This window comes from Xanthomonas sp. NCPPB 2922 (assembly GCF_041520885.1).
GTDB classification, from domain to species: domain Bacteria; phylum Pseudomonadota; class Gammaproteobacteria; order Xanthomonadales; family Xanthomonadaceae; genus Xanthomonas; species Xanthomonas campestris.
This window is the reverse complement of the sequence record NZ_JBGOFY010000003.1, coordinates 40,428-53,025: the sequence shown is the minus strand read 5'-3', so window position 1 is coordinate 53,025 and position 12,598 is coordinate 40,428. Positions and strand designations below refer to the sequence as shown.

Genomic DNA, 12,598 nt, shown 5'->3' with positions numbered 1-12,598 from the left:
CGCCCCTCATTCCCTCTCGGACATCCTTGCGGCCCCGTGCCTCGCTCCCGCGCATGAAAGTCCTCCCCTTCGCTGTCGCGTTGTTCACCACGGCCCTGCTTTGCCAGGCCGGTATCGGCCGTGCGCAACAAGCGCCGGCCGCCGCGCCCATGCCCGCGCAACCTGCCGCTCCGGCCTTGCCGGCCAGCACCTGGACGCCGCCGGCGCTGGAGCCATTCGTGGCGACCTACCAGGCGTTCTACCGCGGCAAGGAAGCCGGCGACGCCACCATGCAGGTCAGTCACGGCGACGGCAACCAATGGCGTATCGACATGGCCGTGCGCGGGCGCAAGGGCTTTGCCAGCATCCTGGGACTGAACCTGGAGCAGAGCACCGTGTTCCGTGTCGATGGCGACACCTACGTGCCGCTGACCCAGAGCACCGTGCGCAAGGCGATGTTCTTCGGCAAGAAGGTCACCGGCGTCTACAACTGGCAGGCCGGCACCGCGCAGTGGGACGGCGACCTGAAGAAAGAGCGTCAGCAGCCGATTCCGCTGCAGCGCGGCGACCAGAGCGCGCTGTCGCTCAATCTGTCGCTGATGCGCGACGCACAGCCCGGCCGCAGCCTGAGCTACCGCTACGTCGATGTCGGCCGGGTGCGCCAATACGATTACCGCGCCGCCGATGCCACCGAAGTGGTGCAGGTGGGCGACCTCAGCTACGACGCGTTGCGCGTGTACCGCGTCAACAGCGGCGACAACGAAACCATCCTCTGGATTGCCAACGGCGTACCTACGCCGGTCCGCATCCTGCAACGTGACAAAGGTGAGGATCAGGTCGATCTGCGCCTGGTCGAATACCAAGGAGCCTGACCCATGAAGACGTTCTCCCGTACCAGTTCGTTGATTGCCGCAGCGGCCCTGGCGGTTGCCAGCCTGCCCGCGCTGGCCGTGCAGCCGTTCCAGGCCGATTACTCGGCCAATTACATGGGCATGCAGGCCAACGGCACCATGACCCTGGCCGCGGCCGGCGCCAACCAGTGGCGCTACACGCTCACCATCCAGAACCAGCTGGCCAACCTGACCCAGAGCACGGTGTTCGAAGAGGCCAATGGCCAGCTGCGCCCGGTCAGCAGCAACGACACCTCTTCGATGATGGTCAAGCGGCGCAACGTCACCGCCAACTACGATTGGAAGACCAGCCAGGCTACCTGGAGCGGCGACATCAAGCCGGACCGCCGCGGCCCGGTCAAGCTGCAGCCGGGCGATATGGATGCGCTGTTGATCAATCTGGCCATCACCCGCGACCTGGCCGCTGGCAAGCCGCTGAACTACCGTATGGTGGACGAAGGCCGCATCAAGCCGATGAGTTACAAGGTGGTGGGCAAGGAAACCATCACCGTCAACGGCAAGCAGGAACAGGCCACCAAGGTGTCGCGTGTGGACGGCGACAAGGAATTGATCGCATGGGTGGTCAAGGACCTGCCGGTGCCGGCGCGCTTGCTGCAGAAGGAAAAAGGCCAGGACGCGCTGGATCTGACCATCAAGGCACTGCGCTGACGACTCGCCAGGCCGCCGCCTGATCTCGGGTGTGCGGCCGGACGTAGGAGCGCGCTTGCGCGCGATGAGGCGTTATCGATATAGCCCCATCGCGCGCGAGCGCGCTCCTACGAATGAAGATGGTGCATCTGCGGGTTCATTGCGCTGCGCATCGACCATCAAAAAGCCCGGCAGCGTGCCGGGCTTTTTTGTGTCTGCATGTGTCTCGCCACAGCTCGCACCTGGCACGACTCATCTCGCACATCAAGGCACATGCAAGACGCGCAAGGCTCTCAACGCCCTCACGCACTCACCTCACGGCTTGGCCGCAGCCTTGTCATCGCCGGTACTGAACACCGTGCGGCAATCCACGCGAATCTGCGCTTCGGTTGAGCGCCAATAAAACAGATCGCAATGGCGCTTGCCTTCGACGGTTTTCTTGACCGCCACCGCGTAGAACGATTGCGCGATTTCCTCGCGGCTGGCCGTGCCGTCGCCGTTCCAGTCCATGTCCTTGAACTCGACGCCCTGGGTGATGGCCATGCCGACCGACCAGGCGTAGACCAGCCACGCCAGGATCAGCACGATCACCCCCAGCAGCACCTTGCGGCGGGTGGTGAATTGGCCGCGCAGGATCATGCGATGCGCCGGATGGTCGCGCCCAGCGCCCCCAGCTTCTCCTCGATGTTTTCGTAGCCACGGTCCAGGTGGTAGATGCGATCGATGGTGGTGTCGCCGTCGGCGACCAGGCCGGCCAGGATCAACGAGGCCGACGCACGCAGGTCGGTGGCCATCACCGGCGCGCCGCTGAGGCGTTCGGCGCCGCGCACGATCGCGGTATGCCCTTCCACCTGGATATCCGCACCCAGGCGCAGCAGCTCGTTGACGTGCATGAAGCGGTTTTCGAAGATCGTCTCGTTGATCACGCCTACGCCCTCGGCCACGCAGTTGAGCGCCATGAATTGCGCCTGCATGTCGGTGGGAAACGCCGGGTACGGCGCAGTGGTCAGGTTGACCGCGCGCGGGCGCTTGCCGTGCATGTCCAGGGTGACGCTGTCGGCAGTGGTGGTGATCGTCGCGCCGGCTTCGGTGAGCTTGTCCAGCACCGCGTCCAGGGTGTCCGGGCGCGCGCGGCGCACGGTGACGCTGCCGCCGGTCATCGCTGCGGCCACCAGGAAGGTGCCGGTCTCGATGCGGTCTGGCAGCACCGCATGGTGGCCGCCGCCCAGGCGCTCGACGCCCTGCACCGTGATGCGCGGCGTGCCGGCGCCTTCGATCTGTGCGCCCAGCGCGATCAGGCAGTCGGCCAGGTCGGTGACTTCCGGCTCCATTGCCGCGTTTTCCAGCACGGTGGTGCCTTCGGCCAGCACGGCGGCCATCAGCACGTTCTCGGTGCCGGTGACGCTGACCATGTCGAACACGTAACGCCCGCCCTTGAGCCGGCCGTTGCTGGTGGCCTTGATGTAGCCGTTTTCCACGCTGATGTCCGCACCCAGCGCCTGCAGGCCCTTGATGTGCTGGTCCACCGGACGCGAGCCGATCGCGCAACCGCCGGGTAGCGACACTTCGGCGGTGCCGTAGCGCGCCAGCAGCGGGCCCAGCACCAGGATCGAGGCGCGCATGGTCTTGACCAGCTCGTACGGCGCGATCTGGTGGGTGACCGAGCGCGGATCGACCAGGATCGAGCGCCCCTTGGCCAGCGTGCCTTCATCGATGGTGACCTCGGCGCCCAGCTCGCTGAGCAGCTTCACCGTGGTGATCACATCGTGCAGGTGCGGCACGTTGCTGATCTCCACCGGCGCATCGGCCAGCAGGGTCGCGCACAGGATCGGCAGCACCGCATTCTTGGCGCCGGAAATATGGACCTCACCGTGCAGCGCTTGGCCGCCGGTCACTACGATTTTTGCCATGGGAACTCAGGGAATCCGAAATGAAGTCAGGGGAATGCGGAGGCGGTCAGGCGCACGCTGGAGCCTGGCGGTCACGCGCAGGGGCGCGCGTCCAGCCAGGTGCTACCAAAGGCTCAGGCCTCGTCGGGGGTCAGCGTCTTGAGCTGCAGCGCGTGGATCGCCCCGCCCATCAGCTCGCCCAGGGTGGCGTAGACCATGCGGTGGCGGGCCAGCGGCGCTTTCCCCACAAAGGCCGGGCTGACCACGGTCGCCTCGAAATGCACGCCATCCTCGCCCTGCACGTCGACGCGGGCTTCAGGCAAGCCGGATTCGATGAGTTTACGGATGGTTTCGGCGTCCAAAGGGCGTTTCCTCATAAAATGAGCGCACATTCTACTCTTCACCCGAGCCCTGCATGGCCGTCTCGCACTTGCCCTCCGCCACCGTCAGCGACGCCAGCCTGGTCGCCAGCGGGCAGCGCGTGCTCGAGATCGAGCAGGCGGCCCTGGCCGCGCTGGGCGCGCGCATCGGTGCGCCGTTTGCCGCCGCCTGCCGGCTGGTGCTGGCCTCGCGCGGGCGGGTGGTCGCCACCGGCATGGGCAAATCCGGGCATATCGCGCGCAAGATCGCCGCGACCCTGGCCTCCACCGGCACCCCCGCGTTCTTCGTGCACCCGGGCGAGGCCGGGCATGGCGACCTGGGCATGATCACCGAGGCCGACATCGTGCTGGCGCTGTCGTATTCGGGCGAATCGGACGAAGTGCGCATGCTGCTGCCGGTGCTCAAGCGCCAGGGCAACCCGATCATCGCCATGACCGGCCGCCCGGCCTCCACCCTGGCGCAGGCCGCCGACGTGCACCTGGATGTCAGCGTGTCTGCCGAAGCCTGCCCGCTGCACCTGGCGCCGACCTCCAGCACCACCGCCTCATTGGCGATGGGCGATGCGCTGGCGGTGGCCCTGCTGGACGCGCGCGGCTTCACCGCCGACGACTTCGCCCGCTCGCATCCGGCCGGCAGCCTGGGCCGCCGCCTGCTGCTGCACATCACCGATGTGATGCATGGCGGCGACGAGCTGCCGCGCGTGCGCGAGGACGCCAGCCTGAGCGAGGCGCTGATGGAGATGAGCCGCAAGCGCCTGGGCATGACCGCCGTGGTGGACGCGCAGGAGCGGCTGATTGGCCTGTTCACCGACGGCGATCTGCGCCGCGCGCTGGACAGCGACATCGACGTGCGCAGTGCCGGGATTGCCGAGGTGATGACCCGCAACCCCAAGACTATCGGTGCCGACCAGCTGGCCGCCGAGGCCGCGCGGCTGATGGAGGACTACAAGATCAATGGCCTGATCGTGGTCGATGCGCAGCAGCGCGCGGTCGGCGCATTGAACATTCACGACCTGTTGCGCGCCAAGGTGGTTTAACAGGTTCAGTTTTCAACCGCCGGACCCCGTTCTCACCGATTCGTGCCGATGCCCTATTCCCCCCTGCAAGACCTTCCTGCCGACCTCATCGACCGCGCCGCCCGCGTGCGCCTGGCGTGTTTCGACGTCGACGGCACCCTGACCGACGGCCGCCTGTACTACGACCACGCCGGCAACGAGAGCAAGGCCTTCAATGTGCTCGACGGCCAGGGCCTGAAGCAGCTGGAGCATGCCGGCATCCACGTGGCGCTGATCACCGCACGCGCCAGCCTGTCGGCGGAAAAACGTGGCCAGGATCTGGGCCTGCATGTGCAGATCGGGGTCAAGAACAAGCGCCTGTCAGTGCTGGCGCTGTGCCAGGAGCACGGGCTCTCGCTGGACGAAGTGTTGTTCATGGGCGATGACCTGCCCGATCTGCCGGCGTTGTTGGCGGTCGGCTTGCCGGTCGCGCCCGCCAACGCGCACCCGTGGATCGCCGAACGCGTGCAGTGGCACACCCGCGCACGGGGCGGCGAAGGCGCCGCGCGCGAGGTCTGCGACGTGGTGCTGGCCGCGCAGGGCCAGGTCGACAGCATCCTCGCGAGGTTCTCGGCATGACCTGGAATTGGCGCACCACGCTCGGCGCGGTGCTGCTGGCCGCGGCGATCATCAGCGGCTGGTCGGCCTGGCAGCAGCGCGCGCGTCCGGTTGCTGCGGCGGTGGACGATTCCAAGGCCGACTACGTGCTGCGCGACTTCGAGCTGATTGCCCTGGACAAGGAGAGCGGCAAGGAGTCGATGACGCTGCGTGCGCCGGAAATGCACCGCAACCGCGCCGACCAGACCTCGGAGATCACCACGCCGGTGTTCCTGCTGCCCGACAACGCCAACAACCCGTGGACGCTGCGCTCCAAGACCGGCTGGATCAGCCCCAAGGGCGATGAAATGCGCCTGCGCGGTGACGTGGCCGGCGACAGCCCCACCACCGGCAACACCCCGCCCACCACTTTCCGCACCGAGAGCCTGGACGTGTTTCCGCAGCAGAACCTGGCCAAGACCGCCGCGCCGGTCACCATGCGCCGGCCGGGTATCATGCAAAGCGGGGTCGGCTTCGAGGCCGATCTCAAGACACGCCAGTACAAGCTCCTTTCCCAGGTCAAGACCCGCTATGAACCGAATGCTGCCCGCTAAACTGGCGTTTGCCGCACTGCTGCTGCCCGCATTGGCGATGGCCAAGACCAGCGATCGCAATCAGCCGATGACGATCGACTCCAACAGCAACGATTGCAACATGCTCGATGACAGCGGCAAGTGCCGTTTCAGCGGCAAGGTGGTAATCACCCAGGGCACGCTGGAAATCCACGCCGACACCGCCGACATCTTTCAGAAGAACGGCCAGACCGATCGCGTGGTGCTCAACGGCAAGCAGGCCACGCTGAAGCAGGAGATGGACGACGGCGCGATGATGAACGGCCAGGCCGACAACATCGAATACAAGGTCGCCGACGAAATCATCATCCTCACCGGCAATTACAAGGTGGATTCGCCCAAGGGCACCAACGCTGGTCAGCGCATGGTCTACAACACCAAGACCGGCAACATGCAGAGCGGCGGCGACGGCAGCCGCGTGCGCACCATCATCCAGCCCAAGACTGCCGCGCCCGCCGCGGCGCCCGCACCGGCCAAGCCGCAGGGGAAGAAGTAATGCTGGTCGCCACCGGTCTGCGCAAGAAGTACAAGCAGCGCGAAGTGGTCAAGGAGTTCGGCCTGACCCTGGAGGCCGGCGAAGTGGTCGGCCTGCTCGGCCCCAACGGCGCCGGCAAGACCACGTGCTTCTACATGATCGTCGGGCTGGTCGAGGCCGATGCCGGGCGTATCGAACTGGACGGCCGCGACCTCACCGCCGAGCCGATGTACGCGCGCGCCAAGCTCGGCGTAGGCTACCTGCCGCAGGAGCCGTCGGTGTTCCGCAAGCTCAGCGTGGCCGACAACATCCGCCTGGTGCTGGAACTGCGCGACGACCTCGACGGGCCAGGCCAGGAGAAAGAACTGGCCTCGCTGCTGGAAGAACTGCAGATCACCCACGTGGCCGACCAGCTGGGCGCCAGCCTGTCCGGTGGCGAGCGGCGCCGTTGCGAGATTGCCCGCGCGCTGGCCGCCAAACCGCGCATGATGCTGCTCGATGAACCGTTCGCCGGCGTGGACCCGATTTCGGTCGGCGAGATCCAGCGCATCGTCATCCACCTCAAGGAACGCGGCATCGGCGTGTTGATCACCGATCACAACGTGCGCGAGACCTTGGGAATCTGCGACCGCGCGTATATCCTCGCCGAGGGGGGCGTGCTGGCGCAGGGGGCACCGGACGCTTTGCTCAACAATCCCGACGTGCGGCGCGTCTATCTGGGGGACACCTTCCGCCTTTGAGCGCGTCGCCGCGCCATAGGTCATCCAGCTAGTGTCCGCATGAAAGCCCGGCTCCAGACATCGTTAGGACAGCAGTTGGTCATGACGCCGCAATTGCGTCAGGCGATCAAACTATTGCAGATGTCCACCACCGAGCTGGAAGTGGAAATCGCCGAAGCGGTGGAGACCAATCCACTGCTGGAGTGGGCCGACGAAGCCGCACATGCGGCCAGCGAGGCGCCGGTCGAACCGTCGCCCTCCGCCTCCAACGAAGAACGCCAACGCGACGAGCCGGCGCCTGCCGAGCGCGACGACGACTGGTCGCAGGACGAGCTGCAATGGACCGGCACTGGCAGTGGCGGCAGCTTCGACGATGACGACAACGGCGACGCCGCCGAACGCGTGGCCGAGTCCGAAACCCTGGCCGACCACCTGTTGTGGCAGTTGCATTTGTCACCGCTGTCGCCAAGGGACCGCCAGATCGGCGCGATCCTGATCGATGCCCTGGACGAAGACGGCTACCTGCGCGAGCCGCTCAGCGCGATTCTGGAGACGCTCAACCTCGGCAACGTGGACGAGGCCGAAGTGCTCACCGTGCTGCACCAGATCCAGCGCTTCGACCCGGTGGGCATCGGCGCACGCTCGCTGGGCGAATGTCTGGCGCTGCAGCTGCAGGTGCTCGATGCGGCGACGCCTGCGCGCGAGCTGGCGCTGCAGATCGTGGCCGGGCCGCTGGAGCGGCTGCCGCGCAGCGGCATTGCTGGCCTGGCCCACGAACTCAAGCGCTCTGCCGCCGATGTCGAGCAGGCCGTGCAGCTGGTGCGCTCGCTGGACCCGCGCCCGGGCAAGCAGATCAGCGCGCTGTCGCAGGACACCTATGTGGTGCCGGACTGTGTGATCTGGCGCCAGCGCGGCGTCTGGCGCGCCGCCCTGGCCGGCCGCGCGCAACCCAAGGTGACCATCCACCGCGGCTACGAGCAACTGATCCGCAGCTGCGGCGAATCCGACGCCGGCTACCTGCGTGGCCAACTGCAGGAAGCGCGCTGGCTGCTCAAGAGCCTGGAGGCGCGCGGCGAAACCCTGCTGCGGGTGGTGCGCTGCCTGCTGCAGCACCAGGCCGGGTTCCTGGAGTTCGGTGCGCAGGCGCTGCGCCCGCTGACCCTGCGCGAGATCGCCGGTGAGTTGGGCCTGCACGAATCGACGATTTCGCGTGCCATCGCCCGCAAGTACGTGCGCACGCCGCGCGGCACCATCCCGCTGCGCTCGTTCTTTGCCTCCGGCATCGACACCGACAGCGGCGGCGAGGCCTCCAGCACGGCGATCCAGGCGATGATCCGGCGCCTGATCGATGCGGAAAACCCGCGCAAGCCGCTGTCTGACGCCAAGTTGGCAGATCTGTTGAAAACTTCCGGCGTGCCAGTAGCGCGCCGAACCGTTGCGAAGTATCGTGAGGCCATGAACATTTCCGCCTCCCACGAACGCGTGCGCATCGCCTGACGTTGCAACCACCGCAACGCGGGCCTGTGCCGGGTTCGCCGGACCACCGGAAAGGTTCATTGGCCCACCGACCAATGGAGGTATCCGATGCGTATCGAGACGTATGGCCACCAGCTTGAAGTGACCCCCGCCCTGCGGGACTACGTGGCAAGCAAGCTGCAGCGCCTGCAGCGCCACTTCGACCAGCACTGTGAAGTCCGAACTCAGCTGGCCGTCCGCAAGCCAGACCACCATGTGGTCGCCACCGTCAACCTCCCCGGCCGCATTCTGCACGCCGATGCCAGCGGTTCCACCATGTACGCCGCCATCGACCTGTTGGTCGACAAGCTCGACCGCCTGGTGCTCAAGCACAAAGAGAAGAAATGTAACCACCACGCCCGCGAGGTGCGCGACAATCCCGCATGACGCTTCTCGCTTGATGCCCTCATGCCTTTAACCGATCTGATGGCGGCCGTGCGCACCATGGTGTCGCCGGCCGCCGATCGCGACACCGTCCTGCATACCGCCGCCGAGCTGCTGTCCTGCCGCCAGGCCGGTACCGACGAACTGTTTGCCAACCTGTGCGAGCGCGAAGCCCTTGGCAGCACCGCCATCGGCCACGGCATTGCCATTCCGCACGGGCGCTGCCCCAACCTCACCGAACCGCGCGGCGCCTTGCTGCGGCTGCAGACGCCGGTGGAGTTCGGCGCCGAAGAAGCGGTGGACCTGGTGTTTGCGATGGCGGTGCCGGCGCACTACACGCATCAGCACCTGATGCTGTTGTCGGAACTGGCCGAGCGCTTTTCTGACAGCCATTTTCGCCAGCAGCTGCGCGCCGCGCCCGATGCGCAAGCGCTGATGGCGCTGCTGACCGAGGTACCGCCCCCACACGCGAGCGCCGCATGAATACCAGCATCACCGCACGTGAGCTGTTCGACCAGCAGCGTGACAAGCTGGCGCTGCGTTGGGTCGCCGGGCAAAAGGGCGAGCACCGCGAAATCGAAGCCGGCAGCAATAATGCGCGCCGGCCCTCGCTGGCCGGCTATCTCAATGTGATCTACCCAAACAAGGTGCAGATCCTCGGCACCGAGGAGCTGGCCTGGCTGGATTCGCTGGATGCGCGGCAACGCTGGGAGACGATCGAAAAGATCATCCAGGTGCAGCCGCTGGCACTGGCAATCAGCAAGAACCAGTCCTGCCCGGAAGACTTGCGCGCGGCGGCGGATGAATCCAATACCCCGCTGTGGATCTCGCCCAAGCGCGGCCATGAGCTGCTCAACCACCTTTCCTACCATCTGGCGCGCACGCTGGCACCGCGGGTCACGCTGCATGGCGTGTTCATGGAGATCTATTCGATCGGCGTGCTGATCACCGGCGAGGCCGGCTCGGGCAAGAGCGAACTGGCACTGGAACTGCTCAGCCGCGGGCACCGCCTGGTGGCCGACGACGCACCGGAATTCACCCAGATCGCGCCGGACGTACTCGACGGCACCTGCCCCGAGCTGCTGCAGGATCTGCTGGAAGTGCGCGGCCTGGGCGTGTTGAACGTGCGCGACATGTTCGGCGACACCGCGGTGAAGAAGAACAAGTACCTGCGCCTGATCGTGCACCTGACTCGCCCAATGACCGAGCCCACACCTTCCGGCTACGAGCGCCTGACCGGTGATTCCGGCAGCCGCCACGTGCTGGACCTGGACGTGCCGCTGATCACCCTGCCGGTGATGCCCGGCCGCAACCTGGCCGTGCTGACCGAAGCGGCCACCCGCCTGCACATCCTGCGCACCAAGGGCATCGACCCGGCGGCGATGTTCATCGCCCGCCACAGCAACCTGCTGGAGCGACGCACCCCATGAGCATTGCCGCGTCCACCTTGATGATCGTCAGCGGGTTGTCCGGGTCCGGCAAGTCGGTGGCGCTGAAGACCTTCGAAGACCTCGACTATTACTGCTCGGACAATCTGCCGGTCGAGTTGCTGCCGGACTTTGTGCGCAGCCGGCTGCGGGGCAACCCGCTCGGCGACCAGCGCCTGGCGGTGGGCATCGACGTACGCAGCCGCAGCGACCTGACCCAGCTGGCGCAGTGGCGGCAGGCCGCACAGGAATACGGCATCGAGGCACGCCTGCTGTTTTTCGAAGCCAGCGACGAAGCCCTGCTCAAGCGCTACGCCGATACCCGCCGCCGCCATCCGCTCAGCCAGCTCGGCCTGGCGTTGCCGGAAGCGATCACCCGCGAGCGCGAATTGACCGCGCCGCTGCGCGCGCAGGCCGATGCCATCATCGATACCAGCGCGCTCAACGTGCATCAGCTGCGCCGGCGTGTGGTCACCGAGTTCGCGCTGGGCAATAGCGACCGCTTGTCCCTGCTGTTCGAATCCTTCGCCTACAAGCGCGGCGTGCCGGCCGAGGCCGACTTCGTCTTCGATGCGCGTGTGCTGCCCAACCCGCATTGGGACCCGGAGCTGCGCCCGCTCACCGGCCGCGATGCCGGCGTGCGCGACTACCTGGACAAGGAGCCGGACGTGATCCGCTATTCGGCGCAGATCGTGGACCTGCTCGATACCTGGCTGCCGCGGCTGCGCAACGACACCCGCAGCTACGTCACCATCGCGTTCGGCTGCACCGGCGGCAAGCACCGCTCGGTGTATCTGGCCGAACGCATGGCGCGCCACGCACGCGAACAGGGCTGGCCGGAAGTGGCGACGTTTCATCGCGAGCAGGATTGAATCTCGGGATTGGGGATTGGGGATTGGGGAATCGGGATTCGGGAATCGTTGAAGCGTTGTGCTGCGGTCTGCGCCGCGGCTGGTCAGCTGGAGGGAGACTTGCGTTTGCCTGATGCGGTTACTGGTGCGCGCTTTATGTGATTGGGCGTTGTTGTCGCTGAGCAGGGCATGGCCGACGCACTTATTGCATTGCTCCATCTCCACGCGGTCGAGCACACTGACCCAAGCGCTACACGTCGGCACGCATGGCGAAGTAGAAACCCGGCAAAGGCGTCGCCAAGTCACGCAGGCTACGAGCATCGTCGCTGAGCACTCTGCTGCAGCGCTCGCTTGCCGCGATACCGATGCAGACGCAACGCACATCACATCGTCACCGTGTCAGCGGAGCGTACATCGCCCGCAATCCACTCCCAATTGCAGCAGGCTAAACGCCCATTCATTTCGCAACACATCGGTGCCCGGCAAACGCTATCGCGTGGTCATGCTGACCTGTTAACGTTTCGGCATGGCCTGTGGCATTCTCCTCATTACTCATCCCGGCATCGGCGCATCGTTCTTGGACGTGGCGACGGGGCTGTTGCGGCATTTGCCGTTGAAGACCGAATCCTTCGAGGTTCCGCTCGATGCAGACCTGGACGCGTTATTGCCCCAGGCCTCGGCAGCGATGCGTCGGGTCGACAGCGGCGACGGCGTGTTGGTCATGACCGACCTGTACGGCGCCAGCCCCAGCAATCTCGCCAGTCGGCTGGCCAAGCTGGGCACCCCGGTTCGCCGTGTGTCTGCGCTCAGCCTGCCCATGCTGCTGCGGGTGATGAACTACCCCGAACAAGGTTTGCAGGAGCTGCCCGCCACCGCGGCGGCCGGTACCCGCAACGGAGCGATCATCGACGATGCTTGAACGCGAACTCATAGTTTCCAATCGGCTGGGACTGCATGCGCGGGCAACCGCCAAGCTGGTGCAGACGCTGTCGTCCTTCCGCGCCAACGCCACGCTGGCGGCCAAGGGCCGCGAAGTGAATGCCAAGAGCATCATGGGCGTGATGCTGCTGGCTGCCGGCCAGGGCACCAGCGTGATGGTGCGCCTGGATGGCGAAGACGAGGCCGAGGCGCTGCAGGCGTTGGTGGACCTGTTCGAGCGCCGCTTCGACGAGGACAGCTGAGCATGCGCTGCGTCGGTGCCGTGCTGACCGACACGG

Annotated in this window: 17 protein-coding genes; 14 read left to right on the top strand and 3 right to left on the bottom strand. The window is 66.2% G+C overall.

All coding sequences use genetic code 11. From position 1 onward, the window contains the following. Positions 1-53: 53 nt before the first annotated feature. Positions 54-851: a DUF3108 domain-containing protein gene (locus ACD584_RS04985; protein WP_070690306.1), complete on the top strand. Its 798-nt coding sequence runs from the start codon at positions 54-56 to the stop codon at positions 849-851. Between the two features lie 3 nt (positions 852-854). After that, entirely contained in the window at positions 855-1,538 is a 684-nt protein-coding gene (locus ACD584_RS04980; RefSeq protein ID WP_012437779.1) for a DUF3108 domain-containing protein, read from the top strand. A gap of 294 nt (positions 1,539-1,832) precedes the next feature. Here ACD584_RS04980 and ACD584_RS04975 read toward each other — a convergent pair whose 3' ends face one another. The 3 genes from ACD584_RS04975 to ACD584_RS04965 all read right to left on the bottom strand — a co-directional run bounded on the left by ACD584_RS04975 (position 1,833) and on the right by ACD584_RS04965 (position 3,768). After that, entirely contained in the window at positions 1,833-2,156 is a 324-nt protein-coding gene (locus ACD584_RS04975; protein WP_014508471.1) for a hypothetical protein, read from the bottom strand. Beyond that, positions 2,153-3,427, bottom strand: a complete 1,275-nt coding sequence (gene murA, locus ACD584_RS04970) for a UDP-N-acetylglucosamine 1-carboxyvinyltransferase (protein ID WP_070690304.1) — start codon at positions 3,425-3,427, stop codon at positions 2,153-2,155. The genes ACD584_RS04975 and murA overlap by 4 nt, the downstream gene beginning before the upstream one ends. Positions 3,428-3,540: 113 nt before the next feature. Beyond that, entirely contained in the window at positions 3,541-3,768 is a 228-nt protein-coding gene (locus ACD584_RS04965) for a BolA family protein (RefSeq protein ID WP_011037923.1), read from the bottom strand. Positions 3,769-3,821: 53 nt separating this feature from the next. Between ACD584_RS04965 and ACD584_RS04960 the strand changes: the two genes are divergently transcribed. From ACD584_RS04960 to ACD584_RS04905, 12 genes are all read left to right on the top strand, one after another. Continuing rightward, positions 3,822-4,823, top strand: coding sequence for a KpsF/GutQ family sugar-phosphate isomerase (locus ACD584_RS04960; protein ID WP_011037924.1), 1,002 nt, complete (start codon positions 3,822-3,824; stop codon positions 4,821-4,823). Positions 4,824-4,871: 48 nt separating this feature from the next. After that, the gene (locus ACD584_RS04955) at positions 4,872-5,420 is read left to right on the top strand and encodes an HAD family hydrolase (RefSeq protein WP_070690302.1); all 549 of its coding nucleotides are present in this window, start codon (positions 4,872-4,874) and stop codon (positions 5,418-5,420) included. Further along, a complete protein-coding gene (gene lptC / locus ACD584_RS04950; protein WP_014508474.1) occupies positions 5,417-5,992 on the top strand; it encodes an LPS export ABC transporter periplasmic protein LptC in 576 nt (191 codons plus the stop codon). The genes ACD584_RS04955 and lptC overlap by 4 nt, the downstream gene beginning before the upstream one ends. Further along, positions 5,970-6,506: a lipopolysaccharide transport periplasmic protein LptA gene (lptA, locus tag ACD584_RS04945; RefSeq protein WP_011037927.1), complete on the top strand. Its 537-nt coding sequence runs from the start codon at positions 5,970-5,972 to the stop codon at positions 6,504-6,506. Before lptC ends, lptA begins: the two co-directional genes overlap by 23 nt. Beyond that, complete coding sequence (gene lptB / locus ACD584_RS04940) at positions 6,506-7,225, top strand: LPS export ABC transporter ATP-binding protein (protein WP_011037928.1); 720 nt, start codon at positions 6,506-6,508, stop codon at positions 7,223-7,225. Before lptA ends, lptB begins: the two co-directional genes overlap by 1 nt. An 81-nt stretch (positions 7,226-7,306) precedes the next feature. Then, positions 7,307-8,701, top strand: coding sequence for an RNA polymerase factor sigma-54 (locus ACD584_RS04935; RefSeq protein WP_016944115.1), 1,395 nt, complete (start codon positions 7,307-7,309; stop codon positions 8,699-8,701). 87 nt (positions 8,702-8,788) lie between these two features. Beyond that, on the top strand, positions 8,789-9,106 hold the full coding sequence (hpf, locus tag ACD584_RS04930) for a ribosome hibernation-promoting factor, HPF/YfiA family (protein ID WP_070690298.1): 318 nt from the start codon (positions 8,789-8,791) through the stop codon (positions 9,104-9,106). Between the two features lie 21 nt (positions 9,107-9,127). Then, a complete protein-coding gene (locus tag ACD584_RS04925) occupies positions 9,128-9,586 on the top strand; it encodes a PTS sugar transporter subunit IIA (protein ID WP_011037931.1) in 459 nt (152 codons plus the stop codon). Beyond that, entirely contained in the window at positions 9,583-10,533 is a 951-nt protein-coding gene (hprK, locus tag ACD584_RS04920; RefSeq protein WP_016904610.1) for an HPr(Ser) kinase/phosphatase, read from the top strand. Before ACD584_RS04925 ends, hprK begins: the two co-directional genes overlap by 4 nt. Then, positions 10,530-11,402, top strand: a complete 873-nt coding sequence (gene rapZ / locus ACD584_RS04915; protein WP_014508477.1) for an RNase adapter RapZ — start codon at positions 10,530-10,532, stop codon at positions 11,400-11,402. Before hprK ends, rapZ begins: the two co-directional genes overlap by 4 nt. Before the next feature lie 505 nt (positions 11,403-11,907). Continuing rightward, positions 11,908-12,300, top strand: a complete 393-nt coding sequence (locus ACD584_RS04910; RefSeq protein ID WP_076036620.1) for a PTS sugar transporter subunit IIA — start codon at positions 11,908-11,910, stop codon at positions 12,298-12,300. Beyond that, entirely contained in the window at positions 12,293-12,562 is a 270-nt protein-coding gene (locus ACD584_RS04905) for an HPr family phosphocarrier protein (RefSeq protein ID WP_011037934.1), read from the top strand. The genes ACD584_RS04910 and ACD584_RS04905 overlap by 8 nt, the downstream gene beginning before the upstream one ends. Positions 12,563-12,598: the final 36 nt, after the last annotated feature.